This window comes from Alcanivorax sp. DG881, from assembly GCF_000155615.1.
Lineage (GTDB): Bacteria > Pseudomonadota > Gammaproteobacteria > Pseudomonadales > Alcanivoracaceae > Alcanivorax.
Genome location: NZ_DS989915.1, coordinates 1,596,104 through 1,614,807, shown reverse-complemented (window position 1 = coordinate 1,614,807; position 18,704 = coordinate 1,596,104). Strand labels below are relative to the sequence as shown.

The 18,704-nt window shown below is 59.3% G+C and carries 19 protein-coding genes; 8 read left to right on the top strand and 11 right to left on the bottom strand.

The genetic code is table 11. The annotated features are described in order from the left end of the window. Positions 1-35: 35 nt before the first annotated feature. The 6 genes from ADG881_RS07190 to ADG881_RS07165 all read right to left on the bottom strand — a co-directional run bounded on the left by ADG881_RS07190 (position 36) and on the right by ADG881_RS07165 (position 8,116). Positions 36-482 (bottom strand): hypothetical protein, encoded by a 447-nt coding sequence (locus ADG881_RS07190; protein WP_007149753.1) that lies wholly within the window; start codon positions 480-482, stop codon positions 36-38. Between the two features lie 27 nt (positions 483-509). Beyond that, a complete protein-coding gene (locus ADG881_RS07185; protein ID WP_007151341.1) occupies positions 510-1,295 on the bottom strand; it encodes a DUF547 domain-containing protein in 786 nt (261 codons plus the stop codon). 58 nt (positions 1,296-1,353) lie between these two features. Next, positions 1,354-2,484 carry a PepSY domain-containing protein gene (locus ADG881_RS07180; RefSeq protein WP_007149771.1) on the bottom strand — a complete coding sequence of 377 codons (1,131 nt, stop codon included), beginning with the start codon at positions 2,482-2,484 and terminating at the stop codon, positions 1,354-1,356. 65 nt (positions 2,485-2,549) lie between these two features. Beyond that, positions 2,550-4,667: a TonB-dependent receptor gene (locus ADG881_RS07175; protein ID WP_050760130.1), complete on the bottom strand. Its 2,118-nt coding sequence runs from the start codon at positions 4,665-4,667 to the stop codon at positions 2,550-2,552. An 81-nt stretch (positions 4,668-4,748) separates the two neighbouring features. Then, positions 4,749-6,893: an FAD-dependent oxidoreductase gene (locus ADG881_RS07170; protein ID WP_007150636.1), complete on the bottom strand. Its 2,145-nt coding sequence runs from the start codon at positions 6,891-6,893 to the stop codon at positions 4,749-4,751. Positions 6,894-7,075: 182 nt separating this feature from the next. Further along, the gene (locus ADG881_RS07165; RefSeq protein ID WP_007151569.1) at positions 7,076-8,116 is read right to left on the bottom strand and encodes a methyltransferase domain-containing protein; all 1,041 of its coding nucleotides are present in this window, start codon (positions 8,114-8,116) and stop codon (positions 7,076-7,078) included. A gap of 238 nt (positions 8,117-8,354) precedes the next feature. Between ADG881_RS07165 and ADG881_RS07160 the strand changes: the two genes are divergently transcribed. Genes ADG881_RS07160 through ADG881_RS07145 form a run of 4 tightly spaced genes read left to right on the top strand, consistent with a single transcriptional unit; the run spans position 8,355 to position 11,567 of the window. Next, positions 8,355-9,131, top strand: coding sequence for a phosphate ABC transporter substrate-binding protein (locus tag ADG881_RS07160; protein WP_007150984.1), 777 nt, complete (start codon positions 8,355-8,357; stop codon positions 9,129-9,131). After that, the gene (pstC, locus tag ADG881_RS07155) at positions 9,100-9,954 is read left to right on the top strand and encodes a phosphate ABC transporter permease subunit PstC (protein WP_007149152.1); all 855 of its coding nucleotides are present in this window, start codon (positions 9,100-9,102) and stop codon (positions 9,952-9,954) included. Before ADG881_RS07160 ends, pstC begins: the two co-directional genes overlap by 32 nt. Beyond that, positions 9,947-10,774, top strand: coding sequence for a phosphate ABC transporter permease PstA (gene pstA, locus ADG881_RS07150; protein WP_007151512.1), 828 nt, complete (start codon positions 9,947-9,949; stop codon positions 10,772-10,774). The genes pstC and pstA overlap by 8 nt, the downstream gene beginning before the upstream one ends. A 10-nt stretch (positions 10,775-10,784) precedes the next feature. Continuing rightward, positions 10,785-11,567, top strand: a complete 783-nt coding sequence (locus tag ADG881_RS07145) for a phosphate ABC transporter ATP-binding protein (protein ID WP_007150550.1) — start codon at positions 10,785-10,787, stop codon at positions 11,565-11,567. Between the two features lie 80 nt (positions 11,568-11,647). Here the strand turns inward: ADG881_RS07145 and ADG881_RS07140 are convergent, their stop codons facing one another. From ADG881_RS07140 to ettA, 5 genes are all read right to left on the bottom strand, one after another. After that, the gene (locus ADG881_RS07140) at positions 11,648-12,055 is read right to left on the bottom strand and encodes a hypothetical protein (RefSeq protein WP_039926394.1); all 408 of its coding nucleotides are present in this window, start codon (positions 12,053-12,055) and stop codon (positions 11,648-11,650) included. A 63-nt stretch (positions 12,056-12,118) separates the two neighbouring features. After that, positions 12,119-12,295 (bottom strand): hypothetical protein, encoded by a 177-nt coding sequence (locus tag ADG881_RS07135; RefSeq protein ID WP_007150346.1) that lies wholly within the window; start codon positions 12,293-12,295, stop codon positions 12,119-12,121. 50 nt (positions 12,296-12,345) lie between these two features. Continuing rightward, positions 12,346-12,954, bottom strand: a complete 609-nt coding sequence (locus ADG881_RS07130) for an RNA polymerase sigma factor (RefSeq protein ID WP_007149329.1) — start codon at positions 12,952-12,954, stop codon at positions 12,346-12,348. A 4-nt stretch (positions 12,955-12,958) separates the two neighbouring features. Beyond that, on the bottom strand, positions 12,959-13,318 hold the full coding sequence (locus ADG881_RS07125; RefSeq protein ID WP_039926391.1) for a PilZ domain-containing protein: 360 nt from the start codon (positions 13,316-13,318) through the stop codon (positions 12,959-12,961). A gap of 65 nt (positions 13,319-13,383) precedes the next feature. Beyond that, on the bottom strand, positions 13,384-15,051 hold the full coding sequence (ettA, locus tag ADG881_RS07120; protein WP_007150582.1) for an energy-dependent translational throttle protein EttA: 1,668 nt from the start codon (positions 15,049-15,051) through the stop codon (positions 13,384-13,386). 287 nt (positions 15,052-15,338) lie between these two features. Here ettA and glyA point away from each other — a divergent pair, with 287 nt between their 5' ends. The 4 genes from glyA to ribD are packed head-to-tail and all read left to right on the top strand — an operon-like array spanning position 15,339 to position 18,699. Next, positions 15,339-16,595: a serine hydroxymethyltransferase gene (glyA, locus tag ADG881_RS07115; RefSeq protein ID WP_007150747.1), complete on the top strand. Its 1,257-nt coding sequence runs from the start codon at positions 15,339-15,341 to the stop codon at positions 16,593-16,595. 43 nt (positions 16,596-16,638) lie between these two features. Further along, entirely contained in the window at positions 16,639-16,995 is a 357-nt protein-coding gene (locus tag ADG881_RS07110) for a four helix bundle protein (RefSeq protein ID WP_007148475.1), read from the top strand. A 49-nt stretch (positions 16,996-17,044) separates the two neighbouring features. After that, positions 17,045-17,539, top strand: coding sequence for a transcriptional regulator NrdR (nrdR, locus tag ADG881_RS07105; protein WP_007148385.1), 495 nt, complete (start codon positions 17,045-17,047; stop codon positions 17,537-17,539). After that, positions 17,536-18,699 (top strand): bifunctional diaminohydroxyphosphoribosylaminopyrimidine deaminase/5-amino-6-(5-phosphoribosylamino)uracil reductase RibD, encoded by a 1,164-nt coding sequence (ribD, locus tag ADG881_RS07100; protein WP_007150480.1) that lies wholly within the window; start codon positions 17,536-17,538, stop codon positions 18,697-18,699. The genes nrdR and ribD overlap by 4 nt, the downstream gene beginning before the upstream one ends. Positions 18,700-18,704 lie beyond the last annotated feature (5 nt).

Below are 18,704 nucleotides of genomic sequence, written 5' to 3'. Positions count from 1 at the left end.
CCTGATGAAATGACGGCGCTACACCCGCGCCGCTGTCAACTGTGATCCGGGTGGAGGGTCAGGCGATCGCCCTGGGCCCAGCACCAGGCATCGACCACGTCGAAGAACAGGCTGATGGCGTTGACCATGAATACCGCAAGGGTAAAACCCCACAGTGCCGGTGTCAGATGATCGTCGCCCCAGCGCCCCGCCAGTTGCCCCAGCAAAGCGATTTCCAGTGGAATCCAGGCCAGCAGATGCACCAGTGACATGTCCTTGTTCATGCCACGGTGGTGCCACATCAGGGGCAGGTTCACGGCGAGAACCAGCAGCAGGGCCAGCGCGATGGCCTGGCCAGAGAACGTATCCAGCAACAGCAGACTGGCCCCGTTGAGGGGCATCAGAATCAGGGCGACCCAGCCCTGCAGCCAGCGTGGCAGGTTGCGAAACGACAGCCAGATGCTGTGCAGGCGGTGTGTGGTGATTGCGTGGTAGGCGTCCATGCCTTGTCCCTCCTGGCGTTGGTTGGGTTACTGGGAGTTCAGTGACCAGTCATAGGGTAAAAACTGCACCTCCAGGTCCCCTTCGTCCAGTGCCTTTTGGCGATTGGCGGGTATGCCCAGCGTGTCCGAGTATTGCAGAAGGTAATGGGACAGGCTGCCGGCGGCGCCTTCAAAATCGTCTTCATACCAGTCGAAAATCTTCGAGACTTCCAGGGCATCCTGTTCGCTGTTGTAGCGGTTACGTTGTTTATCGCTGAGAAATTGCGTTGTGCTTTCCTCCAGCTGGGCTTCCAGCTGCTCACCGGTGTAGGCGGTGGCGCGCAGGGCAGGGCAGCCGATGGAGGCGCAGTTCACAGCGAAATGAATACGCGGGTCCATCAGGTCTGGATTGTCACGAATCATTTCATGTTCCAGTTCATCCAGCGTCCGGGGCTCTCCCAATAAGGAAAAGAATGCCTTGTCCCAGGGGCCGGAAAAGAGACTGCCAATATCGCGAATGGAATCAGGCTGATTTTCACGAAGGATCAGTTCAACGGTAAAGGCGTTGTAGGCGTTGATCAGAAATGCCAGTTTTTCATCGCGGCTGAAGCCGTTGAACTCACCTTGAGTGACCGCCGTTAGGCTGTCCAGATACGACTGCAGGGCCTCATGGTTCTCGGCGATCCCGTCATAATCCACTGCCGTGGCAACACCGCCGCGCTGCGGTTGCACATGTTGCTGAAGCAATGTGTTCCAGCGGCTGTGGTCAAACGCCATGACCTGGCTGCTTAGCAGAAGCAGGCTGATCACCAGTGCGGACATCCATTGACGCATGTGAGGCTCCTTGTGGTCTTCAGCTTTCAGTTAAGCATGGAAGGGTGACAACAGGGCGTCAACGTGCCTGTTGTCGTGCCAGCTTGCGGCGTTGTGCCTGCCGGCGAAGCTGGCGTTTTTGCCACCACAGGTAGGTGCCGGTGATAAAGAACAGCAGGGGCGTCAGGCCGCTGATCAGGACGATGATGCGCCCCGGCATGCCCAGGGCATCACCATTGTGGAGCGGGAATTGCCAGGTCATGAACTGGCTTCCGGCGGCCACATTGGGGGCGTCCCATACCGCCAGTACCTCGCCGCTGTACTGGTCTACCCAGATACGGCTGGCGCCGTAATGCTGCCAGGGTTCTCCGTCCCGGTTGAACGCCAGCGAATAACTGCCGGTTTCACTGCGGGGGAAATCGAGGCGAATCAGCGGTGCCTGTGGGAAAACGGTGCGGGCAATATCCAGTGATTGCTGCGGGGTAATAGAGGGCGTGCCCGGGCTGTCCGGTAGCGTTGACGAAGGTGAGGGGCGTTTTTCCAGCGGGAGCACGGCATCCACCAGTGCCGCCACCTGGGTCGGGAATATCAGGGTGACCCCGGAAAAGGCGACCACCAGCAGTACCGGGAGAAAATAGATGCCGATGACCTGGTGCAGGTCAAAGTGTAATCGGTAGGTGCCGCCGCCCCGTTTAATGGTCAGGTTGCGGCGCCACTTTCCCTTGCGCTTGCCGGTGGGCCACCACAGGTAAACGCCGGTCAGACAGAAGCCGAGCAAGCACAGGCCAAGCACGCCAACCACAATCTCGCCAATTTCGCCGGACAACAGGGTGTAATGCAGGCTGTAGATCCAGGTCATCAGGTAGTCGCCCCAGGTGCGAATCGCAAGGACCTCGCCGGTATAGGGCGAGACGCTAACCTGAATCGGGCCGGGTTCTCCCGGCGGGGCAAAGAAACGCAGGGTGTGCGGGCTGCCTGAATCCTGCGCCGGTTCGAGACGCAAGGCCTTTCGGCCCAGCTCCGCCTCGGCGCTGGCAACGATATCGTTGAAGGGAAGCGTCTCGCTCCCCTCGGTCATCAGTTGCGGATTGAGCGACTCATCCAGGCCGTCATGGAAGACCAGCAAACTGCCGCTAAGGCCGATAACCACCAGCAGCAGCCCGGTGATCAGGCCGGTGTATTTGTGCAGGGTGAACAGGGTGTTGCGCATGCAGGTGTGGATCCTTATACAAAACGGGCAGCCATAGGCTGCCCGTAATGAAACGGCGGTGACGTTCAGAAGTCCAGACTATATCCCAGAGTGTAGGTGCGACCACGGCCCTTGAAGTTGTACTCGTCACTCACGCGGGCGGCCTGGGAGTAGTAGGTGAAGTAGTCTTCATCCGTCAGGTTCTCAATGCCCAGATCCAGTTTACCCGCGGGTAGCTTGTAGCTGACCATGGCGTCGACCAGGCTATAGCCGTCAAAGTCCAAGTCCGGGTCATCAAAGCCGCGGCTGAAGAAGTGGCTGACTTGCAGGTAGGATGAGACGGTGCGGCTCCAGCCGGCATTCCAGCTCATCTGTACCGTGTCGGGCGCAATGGTCAGGCCGCTCAGTTCGGTATCGACAACGCCGTTGCCATCGGTGTCGGATTCGCCGTCCTCGTGGGAGTAGGACAGTTTGACGCGGTGGGCGTCGTTAATCTGCATGTGTCCGGACAGTTCCACGCCCTGGATCTCGGTTTTCTCCCGGCTGCCTTCGAAGGTGCCCGTGGCACTGTTGAACGTGAGGCGCTCGCCCAGATCCGAGTTGGACTCGTAGTAGCTCACTTCAAAGCCGTAGCGTGCCCAGTTGAAACGCCCGCCGATTTCCCGGTTGTCGGTGACGATGGGCTGCAGCTGCAGGAGGGTGTCTACGTCCTGGCCGGGGGTGTTGATGCCGCGCAAGACCCGGCCCACATCGGGCATACCAAACCCTTCCGAGTAGCTGCCGTAGAGCTGCGCCCAGTTGGTGAGCTGGTATACCAGCCCAGCGTTGTAGAGCGTTTCGCTGAAGTCCGGGCTGCCGCCTTCCACAACCACGTTGTCATTGACCACGTTGGCCCGATCGATGGTGGAGTAAGTGTCCACTTTCAGTTTGGCTTTTTCATAACGGGCACCGGCATTCAGGTTGAGCTTGTCGGTGAGCTTGAAGCGGCCTTGCAGGAAGGGGGCGTAGTTGCGGTACTGGGTTTCCGGTACGTAGGTGCGACCGGTGTGTACCAGATCCTGATTGGTTTCATCCTGCAGCAGATCCAGGCCGGTGGTAATCCCCAGGCGATTGTTGAGCAGGCCGTTACGGGTCAGGGTAAATTTGGCACCGACCTTGTCGGATTCGTTACGGGTCTGGTCGAGCTGACTATTACCGGCACTGTCCACGTAGGGGAAGAACGGGGTGGTGGCAAACTGGGCCCGGAATTGCTGGCCGTACACTTGCACGTCCGCCTTGTTGCCGAACCAGTCTGCATGGCTGTAGGAGAAGCTGGCGGTGGTGACCTTGTTGAAGCCCGGGTCGCCTACCGGGTCGCCCGGGCGGGCGCGGGTGGGGATGCCTTCATCCCGGTCACCCGGCACCGGAACATAATCCCCTTCACCTTCCAGTTCGAAGTGGTTGAGCATCAGTTCGATGTTCTGGTTATCGTCGATCCAGTAGCCGACCCGGCCCATTACGTCATAGCTGGTAGAGTTCTGCAGTTCGCCGGGGTAGGCGATGCCGACAAGCTGGTCGTCACCATCATAAAAAACGCCACGCTTTTGCTGGCTGATGGCGCCGAGGTAATCCCAGTCGCCTTTCTGGCCACTGATGCTGTAGTCCACCTTGTGGCCCTGGCCATCGGAATCAAAATCATCGTCGGAAGTCAGGCTGACGGAGGCTTCCTGATTGATGGTGCCGGTGTCGGCGCGGCGAGTAATGTAATTGATGATCCCGCCGGTGGCGCCCAGCCCATGCTCGGCACTGGCACCATAAATCACTTCGATGCGCTCCACCATGGACAGGTCAATGGTATAGCTGTCCCGCGCGCTATCGCGTAGCGGGTTGCTCTGGGGAACGCCGTCAATCATGAATAGCGGCGAACGGCCACGGAAGCTTTCGCCGGCATTGGAGAGCTTCTGGCGGCTGGGCGAATAAGAGGGAATCAGGTTGCTGAGTACCTGGCCGGGGTCATTGCTGATGGCCAGTTGTTCTTCAATTTCTTCGCGGCTGATGATGAGAACTTTCTGCGGAGTCTCATCAACGGTGGAGTGAGCACGGGTGGCCGACACGGTAATCTGGCCCAGCTCATGGGCGCCAGCGGCTTCTTCGGCCAGGGCCAATGGGGAACACGCAAGGGACAATAACGATACGGGCAAGCCATAACGGCAAAAGCGGAGCACGGCGCTCTCCTTTTTCTTTCAAGGTAGGACGGCCGTGCACCGTAATGATAATGAGAATAATTGTCAATTATGCTTTTGTAGTTAGCGCCGAATGTTGTGAAGCCGCTCTACCCAGCGTAACAGTCCCTCTGGCTTGCGGGCTTTTTTCCATTCCCCGGCAGCAAACTTGTTGGCTTCGGCCATGGTTGGGTAAATATGGATGGTGCCGAGGATCTTGCTCAGGCCCAGCTTGTGTTTCATGGCCAGTACGTACTCGGCAATCAGCTCCCCGGCGTGCTGGCCGACAATGGTAACGCCGAGAATCCGGTCGCTGCCTGTGGCGGTCAGTACTTTCACAAAACCCAGGTCCGCACTTTCGGCGATGGCCCGGTCCAGGTCGTCAATGCCGTAGCGGGTGACCTCGTAATCGATGCCTTGCTCGTTGGCTTCCTGTTCATTCAGCCCGACCCGGGCAACTTCCGGGTCGGTAAAGGTGCACCAGGGGATCACCCGATAGTCCACTTTGAATTTTTTCGCAAAACCAAACAGGGCATTGACCGAGGCATACCATGCCTGGTGAGAGGCGGTATGGGTAAACTGGTAGGGGCCGGCCACATCGCCGCAGGCATAAATATTCGGGAAGCGGCTTTGCAGATGATCGTTGACGGTGATGGTGCCGTTGCCATCGGTGGGCAGCTTTAGCGTTTCCAGTCCCAGCCCTGCGGTGTTGGCTTTGCGCCCCACGGCCAGCAATAGCGTATCGAATACGATCCGCTTTTCCTGTCCGTCCCCCGTGACATACAACACCTTTTCACCCTCTTCCCGGGCAAAGCGCACGGTGGTGTGATCCACCAATACCGTGACGCCGCTCTCTTCCAGGGCGGCGGTGACCAGTGCTGCGGCGTCTTCATCCTCGCGGGGCATCAAGCGCGGGCCTTTCTGTATCTGCGTCACCTGGCTGCCCAGACGGGCAAACGTTTGCGACAGCTCACAGCCAATGGGGCCGCCACCCAGGACCACGAGGCGCTGGGGCTGTTCTTCAATGTTCCACAGGGTGTCGGAGGTGAGGGCATCCATGTCCTCGATACCGGGAACCGGTGGAATAAACGGTTGGGCGCCGGTGGCGATAATAATGCTGCGGGCGGTCAGGCGTTCGCGGTGATCACCGTTGCGGATCTCCACTTCCCATGGCGAGATAAAGGTGGCTTCCCCGTAACGGCAGTCCACGCCCAGTTCGCTGTATCGTTCTACAGAGTCATGGGGCTCAATTTTCTTGATGATGGTGTGGACACGTTCCATCAATGTACGGAAACGGAAGTCATTGCGAATGCTGTCGAAGCCGAATTTTTCCGCCTGTTTTTCATAGAAGGCCACGCGGGCACTCTTGATCAGTGCCTTGGACGGCACGCACCCGGTATTCAGGCAGTCGCCACCCATTTTGTGTTTCTCGATCAAGGTCACTTTCGCTTTGACGGTGGCGGCAATGTAGGCGCTGACCAGCCCGCCCGAACCTGCGCCGATAACAATCAGGTTGCGGTCAAACTGTTTGGGTTTTTTCCAGCCCTTGTACACTTTTCGCGCCTGCAAGCGGGCCATGATCGCCTTGGCTATCCACGGGAAAATACCCAGCAGCACAAAGGCGCCCAGTAACTCGGGTGACAGTAAACCACCCAGGCTGTCGATCTGGCCAAGTTGGGTGCCCGCATTCACGTAGACGGCGGTGCCGGCCAGCATACCCACCTGGCTGACCCAGTAAAAAGTGCGCGCTTTGATGGGGGTGAGGCCCATAACCAGATTGATAATGAAAAACGGTACAACGGGCACCAGACGCAATGTGAAAAGATAAAACGCGCCTTCTTTTTTGACACCCTCATTGAGTTTTTTCAGCCGTTCGCCAAAGCGATTTTGCACCGTGTCATGAAACAGAAAACGGGAGGCGAGAAACGCCAGGGTAGCGCCCGCTGAGGATGCAAAGGAGACCAGTGCCAGGGCAATCCAGAAGCCGAACAGGGCGCCGGCGGCCAGCGTCATGATGGCAGCGCCGGGCAGGCTGAGTGCCGTGACTATGACATAGAGCGCGAAAAAGCCACCGAGGATCAGCGCAGGGTTGTCTTGGTACAACGCATCAAAAGCGCTTTGCTGCTCCTTGATATAACCGAGGCTGAAATATTGGCCCAGATCAAACACAAAGTAGCTGGCAATCAGCGCGGCGATGATGGCAAGTAACAGCGCTTTTTTGATGTTCATTTGGCTTCCTTGATCAGTGTTACGGTGCTGGAGGATCTTGGTCAGAGTTTATGCTCGTCGGGCGTTTGAATTGCGAGTAACGAGTTGCGAAAGGCAAAACCCGGAAGGGTGATCACGCTTTTGATCTTCGTTACTCGCTTCTCGCGACTTTCTTCTTGGTTTGCAAGAAAACGACTGCGGCTTCAGCAACAACTCGCTGCACTACCTTCCTGATTGTCTTCGAAAGGCACATTCAGCCCGCAGCCTTCGAAGATACCGTAATGGGTGTCGAAGTTGCCGATGAAATCAAAGTGTGCCGCAAAGCGGCTTTTCTCCAGCATCAACCAGGTGTTCCCGCACACCGGGAAAACTTTACCGGTTTCGATCCAGTGATGGTCGTCCAGAGCAAAGCGGTGAGGGCTGTTTGTCAGTGTGCCTTTGTAGACCACCGCCTGGCCATAATCTTCACAGGCTGGCTCCAGCGAATCGATATTGAATAGCCGGTAGGTGGCTGAATAAAAGCGGATATTGCCCAGCGTTTTTTCGATAGCCGGGTTTTCAATGGTCAGCGGGCGGGATTCCACCAGTCTTGGATCGGTAAAGCCGCAGCGCTTGCCAAGGTTGATGAAATCATTCCAGTACAGGGCGCCGGACAGGCACTCTCCGTACAGTACCGGGTCTTTGGCCAGTGAGGCAGGAATGCGACGGTCTGCATAAACATCGGAGAAAAAGAACTCGCCGCCGGGTTTCAGCAGGCGTTTTACGTCGCTGATGACCTTGGCCTTGTCGGTGCTCAGGTTGATGACGCAGTTGGAAATGACGATGTCGAAGTAGCCGTCCTGCAAGTCCAGCTGGTCGAGCTCTTCAATATAGCCTTTCAGGAAACGCACATTGCTGTTGGCGTAACCAAAAGCGTCACGGTGATAGTCGAGGTGGCGATTGGCTACCGCCAATTGCTCGTCGGTCATGTCCACGCCAACCACTTCGCCGTGCTCGCCGACCAGTGCCGATAGGAGATAAACATCGCGTCCGGAGCCGGAACCCAGATCCAGAATGCGCATGCCTTCCAGTTGCTCCGGGGCTACCAGCCCGCAGCCATAGTAGCGGCTGACCACTTCATCATGGAGTTGTGCCAGCAGGGGCTTCAGGTGTTCCGGCGGCGCCTGATCACAGCAGGCATTAGTCTGCAGGTCTGCACTGGAATGCAGTTGTTTGCCGTAATAATCCTGCACGTCTTCACGCATTGCTTACTCTCCTGAGTATCAAGCTGTCCGGGTAAGGCTAATAGGATGCAGCAAATCGCTGCAGGTTACAGTGCTGATGGAATGTTTCCTGCGCTTGTGAGTAATGAGGCGAATAAGACGCTCATCAATGTAATAGTTGCATGAGTGTTGCATCAAAGTGCCGCAGATAACGTGAAGAATGCGGGCAGCCAGGAAGGAGAGGGTAGTGCAGTTTGGATTGAGGTGGCTGGGAGGGGCTGTGATTGTGCTTTTTCTGGTGGGGTGCGGAGAGTCTGGCAGTACGTTAACCGTCACTGGTTCCAGCACGATTGCGCCGCTGATGGCGGAGTTGGCGGAACGCTATGAAACAGAAACCGGAATACAGGTGGATGTACAAAGTGGTGGGTCCGGGCGAGGCATGGGTGATGTGCGTCAGGGGTTGGCGGATCTGGGCATGGTGAGCCGCGCGCTGAAAGCGGATGAACAGGATCTGGATGGGCACCTGATCGGGCGCGATGGTATTGCGATTATCGTTCATCGCGACAATCCGGTACGGGCGCTCAATGATGACCAGATTCGTGCCATCTACACCGGCAAGATGCAGCGCTGGGACGCTGGATCAACCGAAGGCAGGCCCATTACCGTTGTTCACAAGGCGCAGGGCCGATCCACCCAGGAGCTTTTCCTTGCCTACTTTCAACTGGAAAACAGCCAGGTCCAGCCGGATCGGGTGATTGGTGAAAACCAGCAGGGCATCAAAGCGGTGGCGGGGGATCCTTTTGCCATTGGCTATGTGTCCATCGGCACCGCGATTTATGAAGCTGACAATGGTACGGCTATCCGGTTGCTGCCTCTGGAAGGCAAGCCTGCGTCGTTGGCCGTACTGGCGCAGGGGGGGTACCCCCTGGCCCGCGAGTTGAACCTGGTGACCCATGGTGAGATGTCGCAACCGGTGGCCGACTTTCTGGCCTTTGTAACCCGTACAGACATGGCGGATGTCTACCATGATTACTACTTCCTCCCTGCCGCTGAGTGATCGCCTGCTGACGCTGGTGCTGCGCCTGTGTGGGGGGCTGGCGGCACTGGTGCTCGGCGGTATTGTGGTGGTGCTGCTGGTGCAGGCATTGCCGTTTTTGATCAATGAAGGCGCGGGGATCTGGCAAAGCACCTGGCAGCCGGGGCAGGGCGAATACGGAATGGCGCCGATGATTGCCGGATCGCTCTTCGTCAGTGTGTTGGCATTGGTGCTGGCGGCTCCGGTGGCGGTCTTGCTGGCCGCCTGGCTACGTTACTTTGCGCCACGATTGCGTCGTCCGGTATTGGCCGGCGTGGAGCTGATGGCGGGTATTCCGTCGGTGGTGTATGGCCTGTGGGGCATGCTGGTGCTGGTGCCCTGGATTAATCAATGGGTGCCGCCGGGCGCCTCCTGGCTGGCCGGGTCACTGGTGCTGGGGCTGATGATTGTGCCGTTGGCGCTGCTGGTGACGGACGCGGCGCTCGGGCAGTTACCGCTGCGTTATCAACGCGCCGGTGAGGCGCTGGCTTTGTCCCGGGTGGGCATGTTGCGGCGGGTGCTGTTGCCCCGCGCGGCGCCCGGGATTGTGGGTGGTGTGGTGTTGCAGTTCGGACGGGCGTTGGGGGAAACCATGGCCGTGCTGATGGTGTGTGGCAATGTGGTGCAATGGCCGGATTCGGTGTTTGCCCCAGTGCGCACGCTGACCGCGAATATTGCTCTGGAGATGGCTTACGCCACCGGTGACCACCGCGTGGCGCTGTTTGCCAGTGGCTTGCTGCTGATTGCCGTGACCGGGCTGTTGTTGATGGCCAGTTGGCGGTTGCGAGGAGTGTCCCATGGCTGACCGTGTGGCCTGGCTGGCCGGTTGGGTGATACTTGCACTGGTGATGGTGCCGGTGGCGTTGATGGTGACGGCGCTCTGGCAGCAAAGTGCCGATGTCCTGAGTGTGGGGTTTCTGTTAGAGGACCCGGGGCGGGCCGGTCGCAGTGGCGGTATTGCTGCGTTGTTGATCAGCACCGGGTGGATTCTGGCGTTGTGTCTGCTGGTGGCCGTGCCGGTGGGCCTTGGCTGCGCGTTGTATTTGAGCGAATCGTTGCCGGCGGATAGCCGCCGCGCCCAATGGCTGGGTGGGGTGCTGGACATGTTGGCGGCGGTGCCATCGATTGTCTACGGACTGTTCGGTTACCAGTTTTTTGCCATTACGCTGGGGTTGGGTTTTTCCATTCTCAGTGGCGCCCTGGCCCTGTCGCTGATGGTCTTGCCGCTGATGATTCGCAGTGCCGAGCAGGCCATGCGTGCGGTGCCAATGGGGTATCGCCAGGCCCGGGATGCATTGGCGCTGAGCCGTTGGGGCTGGGTGCGCCGGATTCTGCTGCCCTGCGCGGCGCCGGGTATTGCGGTGGGCATTATTCTCAGTGCCGGGCGGGCGCTGGCGGAAACGGCGGTGCTGTTGTTTACCGCCGGCTACGTGCTGCGCCGTCCTGACTCCCTGTTCGATTCCGGGCGCACCCTGAGTGTGCATATTTACGATCTGGCCATGAATGTGCCCGGTGGCATGCCGCGGGCAGCAGCCACGGCGGTGGTGCTGGTGGCCTTGTTGGTGGTGCTGAATTTGCTGGTGCGGCGTGTGCTGCGCCAGCCCATGACAGAGGCGCTGGTATGAGTGAGCAACTATGAGTGAGCAACGAACGCATCGGGCGCCGTCACTGATGCTGGAATCCGTGTCTGTCACTTATGGGGAGCAAGTGGCGATCAGTGATGCGTCCTTGCAGGTGGAGCCGGGTGAGTTGATGGCGCTGGTGGGCCCCAGTGGCTGCGGCAAAAGCAGCCTTCTGGGGGCCATTAATCGCATGAGCGATGGGGTCAGCGGCTGTCGGGTGGGTGGCCGAATATGGCTTGATGGGGAGGATGTCCGGCAACGCCACGACCTGACGGTGTTGCGTCGGCAGGTGGGTATGGTATTTCAGCAGCCCAATCCCTTTCCGTTATCCATCATCGACAACTTGCTGTTCCCGCTGGCCGAGCACCGCGTTCCCCGGGGGCAGCGGCGTGCCCGTGCCGAACAGGCGCTGCGCGATGTGGGGCTGTGGGAGGAGGTGAAGGAGCGCCTTTCCCGGCCGGCGCTGGGGTTGTCCGGTGGGCAGCAACAGCGGTTATGCATTGCTCGGGCCCTGGTGTTGGAGCCACGGGTGTTGCTGCTGGATGAGCCTTGTTCCGCACTGGACCCGGTCTCTTCCAGGGTGGTCGAGGCGCTGATCCGCTCGCTGAAAGGGCGTTATACGATTCTGATGGTGACCCATAACCTGGCTCAGGCACGGCGCCTGGCGGATAGCGTGACGGTCTGTTGGCTGGAGGGGCAGTGTGGTTGTGTGGTGGAGTCCAACGGCTGCGAACAGGTCTTCGAGAATCCCGCGCATCCGATCACCGCGGCTTATTGTGCGGGGGAGGCAGGCTAGCCTTTGAACCTCGCTTGCGGTAAAGGCTTTCGTCGCATCTTGCCTCTGCGCAGTATTATCCTGCGCAGAGGGGCGTGCCTTTATGCTTTGCTTTTGCGGCCATCAATGCTGAGCAGGGTGTCCTGATCGCGCAGCACATAGAGGGCAACGCAGGCGGCCAGCATGGGCCAGGCGGCGAAGAACAGCAGGTGATTGAACGGGTCCAGGTATTGCTGCCAGGACGAGAAGGTGGAGCCGGCATGCATGAGCAGGATGATGCCGTAGCTGTAGCGGCGCAGGGCGCCGGCAGCAAAGGCTAATACGACGATAAGCTGCAGACAGGCCAGTACGGTGAGGACGGTGCCTCCGAGCCCTTCCAGCCCGTAAAATTTGGCGAAAACCTTGCTGGTGTGGCCGGGGTTGATGAACTTGTCCAGAGTCCACATCAGCATCACGATGAAGACACCGAGTCGTAGCAAGAGCAATGAGAGAGCGAGTTTGCGTTCCATGGTCTGCCTTGGCGTTGGGAGGTAAGAAGCCGTAATGGCGATTTCAGGCGCGGTTACCGGGCCTCAGCGGTCCTGGGGGATGTTGAGTCTGTCCAGGACTTCCTGGGTACGGGCATCATCGAGGGCATCCGTCTCGCGGGGCAGAGTGCTCAGCAGTGCGCGTAACTGGCGTATATAGCGGCGACAGTGGTGGCACATGAGCAGGTGCAGGCGCAGGGCAAAGCGCTCCCGTCTGGTCATCGGGGCGCCGTCCACGAGGGCATCGGCCTTTGCGACGACGTGCTTGCACTTCAACATTCGCCTGTCTCCTGAAAATGGTCCACCAATTCAAACAACCTTGCGCGGGCCCGGTGTAACAGCACACGGACGTTGGATGCACTCACGTCCAGCATGTTACAGATATCATCGAAATCCATGCCTTGCAGGTCCCGCAATTCCAGCACCAGGCGCTGATTGTCCGGCATTTTTCCCAGGGTCTTTTCCATGCAGTGGCGCAGTTCGTCGCGGGTGAGCAGGGCATCCGGGCCGCTCAGGTCCCAGTGCTGTGGCGGGTGGTCCCAGTGCCCGCCGTCACGAAAACGGTGGGCCAGGGCATCCTGCTCATCGGTGGGATCAAACTGTATCTCGCGACCGCCCTTGCGCAGCATCATGCGTGCCTGGTTGATCACGATGCGGGTGAGCCAGGTGCGTAGCAGGCTGCGGCCTTCGAATTTACTGATGGCGCGGTGCGCGGCGATCCAGCCATCCTGCACCGCTTCTTCCGCATCGGCGGATGACAGCATGGTGCGGGCCGTGGCCAGCAACATGTTGTGGTGGGCTTTGACGAGTTGGCCAAAGGCTGCCTGGTCTCCCTGGCGCAGGCGTTCAATGAATTCCGGGCTTTCCAGGGTCGGGTCCAAGGTGTCAGCTCTCCGGGGTCAGCAGGGTAGCGGGGTCATCTTCGCCGTCGTCGCCCTGATGCAGCATGACAATGCGGCGTAAATGCTGCATATCATCCACGGAAGGGCGATCGAACATGATGCCGATATCCCGGCCCTGCTGGCGTTGCACTTTTGCCGGGAGGGTCAGCGTGATATCGGAATCTTCCAGTGTAATGGTCAGGATGACCGGGGACGCAGCGGGCAGCGTGAGCGGGGTGCTGCTGTTGAGTCGTGCGCCCATGACGGAAATGTCGTCCAGTGACACGGGGTGGTTATCCTGCTGGAAAACCAGGGTGGCTTCCCCGTCGAAGTCCACCCGATTGGCCCGCCGTCTTTCGTTCATGCTGTCGTCCCTGTTGCGTCCCCGTGCCGGCACGCCTTTCCTGTGCCGGCATTATCCTGTGCGAATCAGACTTCGATTCGCTTGTACTTCATGCGCTTGGGCTGCAGGGCTGCATCGCCCAGCTGCTTGCGTTTGTATTCTTCGTACTCGGTGTAAGAGCCTTCGAACCATTCTACCCGGGCATCGCCCTCGAAAGAGAGAATGTGGGTGGCGACGCGGTCCAGGAACCAGCGATCGTGCGAAATCACGATGGCGCAGCCGGGGAACGCCAGCAGGGCCTCTTCCAGTGCCCGCAGGGTTTCCACGTCCAGATCGTTGGTGGGCTCATCGAGCAGCAGTACGTTGGCGCCCTGCTTGAGCAGCTTGGCCAGGTGCAAACGGTTACGTTCACCGCCGGACAGGTCGCCGACACGTTTCTGCTGATCGCCACCCTTGAAGTTGAACCGGCCCAGATAGGCGCGGCTGGGGACTTCATAGTTGCCGATGCGCAGAATGTCGTTGCCGTCAGACACTTCTTCCCAGACCGTCTTGTTGCTGTCCAGGTCTTCACGGCTCTGGTCCACGTAGGCCATCTGTACGGTGTCGCCGGTGACGATCTCGCCGCTGTCCGGGGTTTCCTGGCCGGCCAGCATGCGGAACAGGGTGGTTTTACCGGCACCGTTGGGGCCGATGATGCCGACGATAGCACCACGGGGAATCTGGAAATCCAGATCTTCGTAGAGCAGCTTGTGGTCGAATTGCTTGGCCACATTCTTGATTTCGAACACCTGCTCGCCCAGGCGCTCACCCGGCGGGATGTACAATTCCTGGGTCTCATTGCGCTTCTGGAATTCCTGGCTAGCCAGCTCTTCGAACGCAGACACACGGGCCTTGTTCTTGGCGCGGCGGCCTTTCGGGTTCTGGCGTACCCATTCCAGTTCCTTCTCCACCGTTTTGCGGTGGGCTGACTCGCTCTTCGCTTCCTGTTCCAGACGCTGTTCTTTCTGCTCCAGCCAGGAGGAATAGTTGCCCTGCCAGGGAATGCCTTCGCCGCGATCCAGTTCCAGGATCCACTCACAGGAATTATCCAGGAAGTAGCGATCGTGGGTTACCGCCACCACGGTGCCGGGGAATTCGTGCAGGAAGCGCTCCAGCCAGGCCACGGACTCTGCGTCCAGGTGGTTGGTAGGTTCATCCAGCAGCAGCATGTCCGGGGCGCTCATCACCAGCCGGCACAGGGCGACCCGGCGGCGCTCACCACCGGACAGGGTTTTTACGCTGGCTTCCCAGGGCGGCAGGCGCAGGGCGTCGGCGGCGATTTCCAGTTTGCGCTCAAGGTTGTGCGCATCGCTGGCTTCGATGATGTCTTCCAGCTTGGCCTGTTCGGCGGCCAGCTTGTCGAAATCCGCGTCTTCCGCTGCATAGGCTTCGTAGACTTCTTCCAGGCGTTGCTGGGCGTTACGGATATCCGCCACGGCTTCTTCGACGATCTCGCGGACATTCTTTTCCGGGTCCAGCTCCGGCTCCTGGGGCAGGTAACCGATGTTGGTGCCCGGCTGCGGCCGTGCTTCACCCAGATAGTCCTTGTCCACGCCGGCCATGATGCGCAGCAGTGTGGATTTACCGGAGCCGTTCAAGCCCAGTACGCCGATCTTGGCGCCAGGAAAGAACGACAGGGAGATGTTCTTCAGAATGTGTTTCTTGGGCGGGACAACCTTGCCCACCTTGTCCATGGTGAAGATGTACTGGCTCATAAACTCCGACCGCAGTCTGTATTAATGTGCGGGGCGCGCGGTGCAGGTTGGCTGCAGGCCCCGGCAGAGGGTACTTTGATTGGCGCCTAAGCTAACGGAAAGCGGCCGTGAGTGAAAGTGCGGGCCCCCTGATAGGGCGACGTAAGGCCGGATTGGCGCCAGAAAACCGGTGCCTGACGCCATGAGACGACTGGCCGGTTTCCATGAGCGGACTTCAAGTGCCATTGGCCCCGGATTTGGTTAGAATACGCGCCCCTGAATCCACCAATGACTCCGTAGGGTAGCCCATGTTCCCGAAATCCATGTCCATCGCCGAGTTTGATCCTGAAATCCAGGCCGCTATCAAGGCTGAGGAAGTCCGCCAGGAAGAGCACATCGAGCTGATTGCCTCTGAAAACTATGCCTCGCCAAGGGTCATGGAAGCCCAGGGCTCCGTACTGACCAACAAGTACGCCGAAGGCTACCCGGGCAAGCGTTACTATGGCGGTTGCGAGAATGTGGATGTGGTCGAGCAGCTGGCCATTGATCGCGCCTGTGAACTGTTTGGCGCAGACTGGGCCAACGTGCAGCCGCATTCCGGTTCCCAGGCCAATGGCGCGGTTTACATGGCCATGCTGAAAGCGGGCGACACCGTGCTGGGCATGAGCCTGGACGCGGGTGGTCACCTGACCCACGGTGCCAAGCCGAACTTCTCCGGCAAGACCTACAATGCTATCCAGTACGGCCTGGACAACGAGACCGGCCTGATTGATTACGAGCAGGTGGCCTCCCTGGCCCGTGAGCACAAGCCGAAAATGATCGTGGCGGGCTTCTCTGCCTACTCCCAGGTAGTGGACTGGCAGCGTTTCCGTGACATCGCCGACGAAGTGGGCGCGATCCTGCTGGTAGACATGGCCCACGTGGCCGGTCTGGTTGCCGCAGGCGTCTACCCCAGCCCGGTGGGTATTGCCGACATCACCACCACTACGACCCACAAAACTCTGGGTGGTCCCCGTGGCGGCTTGATCATGGGCAAGGCCAACGAAGAGATTCAGAAGAAGATCAACTCTGCCGTGTTCCCCGGTGGCCAGGGTGGCCCGCTGGAGCACGTGATTGCCGCCAAGGCAATCTGCTTCAAGGAAGCCATGCAAGGGGATTTCAAGGGCTACCAGCAGCAGGTAGTGAAGAACGCCCAGGCCATGGCCGGCGTATTCATCGAGCGTGGTTTCGACGTGGTATCCAACGGCACCGAAAACCACCTGTTCCTGCTCAGCCTGATCAAGCAGGACATCACCGGTAAAGATGCCGACGCCGCCCTGGGCCGGGCTAACATCACCGTGAACAAGAACGCCGTGCCCAACGACCCGCGTTCCCCGTTCGTAACCTCCGGCCTGCGCATCGGTTCCCCATCCATCACCCGCCGTGGCTTTGACGAAGCAGACGCCAAGGCATTGGCTGGCTGGATTTGCGACATCCTCGACAACATGGGCGACGAGTCTGTGATCGAAAGCGTTAAAGGCAAGGTGAAGGAAATTTGTGCGCGGTTGCCGGTGTACGAGAGATAAAATTAACAGTTAATAATGAATAATTAATAACTGGAGGCCAAGGATGGCGGAAGGTAGTGCAGCGCGGGAGAAATCCCGCGCTTTTGCTTTGCGGGTGGTGAAAAGTTCCCGTTTTCTGCAAAGTGAAAGAAAGGGATATGTACTTAGCAAACAGCTATTACGCAGTGGAACGGCCATTGGTGCCCTGATCAGGGAGGCGGAATATGCTGAAAGCAGAGCAGACTTTGTCCATAAGCTGCATATTGCGTTGAAAGAAGCCAGTGAGACAGACTACTGGATAAATTTGCTGTGTGACTCAGGTTACTTCAACCCTGAAGCAGGGGCTTCATTGCAGGCTGATGCGGAAGAGTTGATCAGGCTTTTGGCTGCCATCATCAAAACCACCAAAACACGCAGTTAATGGTTTTTAGCTATTAACTATTAATTATTAACTATTAATTGGGGTTTCCATGTACTGCCCGTTTTGCTCCGCCCAGGACACCAAGGTGATCGACTCTCGTCTGGTTGCGGATGGGGTGCAGATCCGTCGTCGCCGTGAGTGCTTGAGCTGTACCGAGCGCTTTACCACCTTTGAAACGGCGGAATTGGTGATGCCACGCCTGGTGAAAACCGATGGCACCCGTCAGCCGTTTGATGAGGCCAAGCTGCGCGCGGGCATGCTGCGAGCGCTGGAGAAGCGGCCGGTGAGCATGGAAGACCTGGAAGCCGCGATCAGCCGGATTTGCCACCGTCTGCGTGCCACCGGCGAACGGGAGTTGCCGGCCCGGGAGCTGGGTGAATTTGTGATGGAAGAGCTGCAACAGCTGGACGATGTGGCCTATGTGCGCTTTGCGTCGGTGTACCGCAGTTTCCAGGATATTTCCGAGTTTTCTGCTGAAGTGGATCGCCTGAAAAAAGCCGGCGGCAAACCCGGCGACAAACTAGAAGACCCGAAGGAATCATGAGCTTTTCTGCCGCCGACCATCAGTTTATGAGCCGGGCGCTGCAACTGGCGCGCCATGGCCTGTACACCACGGACCCGAATCCACGGGTGGGCTGTGTGCTGGTGCGTGGTGGCGCGGTGGTGGGCGAGGGCTTCCATGCCCGGGCCGGTGAGCTCCATGCCGAGCGCCATGCGCTGGCGGCGGCTGGCGATCGGGCTCAGGGAGCCACGGCCTATGTCACCCTGGAGCCTTGCTCCCATACCGGTCGGACTGGTCCTTGCGCCGATGCGCTGGTGGAAGCCGGGGTGGCCCGGGTTGTCGCGGCCATGGAAGACCCGAATCCGCAGGTAGCGGGGCAGGGACTGCAACGGCTGGCGGATGCCGGTATCGCGGTGGCGTCGGGATTGCTGGAAACCCAGGCCCGGGACCTGAACCCGGGGTTTATTGCCCGGATGACCCGGCAGCGGCCTTATATTCGTATCAAGATTGCTGCCAGTGTGGATGGCCGCACGGCCATGGCCAGTGGCGAGTCCCAGTGGATCACCGGCCCGGCGGCGCGGGAAGATGTGCAGCGCCTGCGGGCACGCAGTTCGGCGGTGGTCACCGGCGTGGGGACGGTGCTGGCGGACCGGCCTTCCTATACGGTGCGGCCGGCGCAGTGGACCCTGGCGGACTATCACGGTAGCCCGGGAGAGCACAATCAGGCGGGCCGCGACTGGGTGCGCCAGCCGTTGCGGGTAATTCTGGACAGAACCCTGCGCACGCCCCCGGATGTGCCGGTGGTCAGTGCACCGGGGCATTGCCTGCTGGTGGCCGGAGAACAGCATCCGGGGCGCCAGAATGCGCTGGAATCCGCCGGGGCTGAGGTCATGCATTTGCCGGCCTCTGGCTCCGGGATCGACCTGCAGCAGTTGCTAATCGAATTGAACCGGCGCGAATGTAATGAAGTACTGGTAGAATGTGGCGCCACGCTGGCCGGTGCTTTTGTCCGTGAGGGCCTGTTCGACGAAATTCTCGTCTATATGGCACCGGCCCTGCTGGGCTCGTCAGCCCGGCCGTTACTGGGCCTGCCGCAGTTGGCCAGCATGAGCGAAAAAGTGGCGTTGCGTTGGCAGGATGTGCGCCAGATCGGCGATGACCTGCGTTTGACGCTGGTGCCTGCCTTGCCAACCCTGCCGTAGGAGCG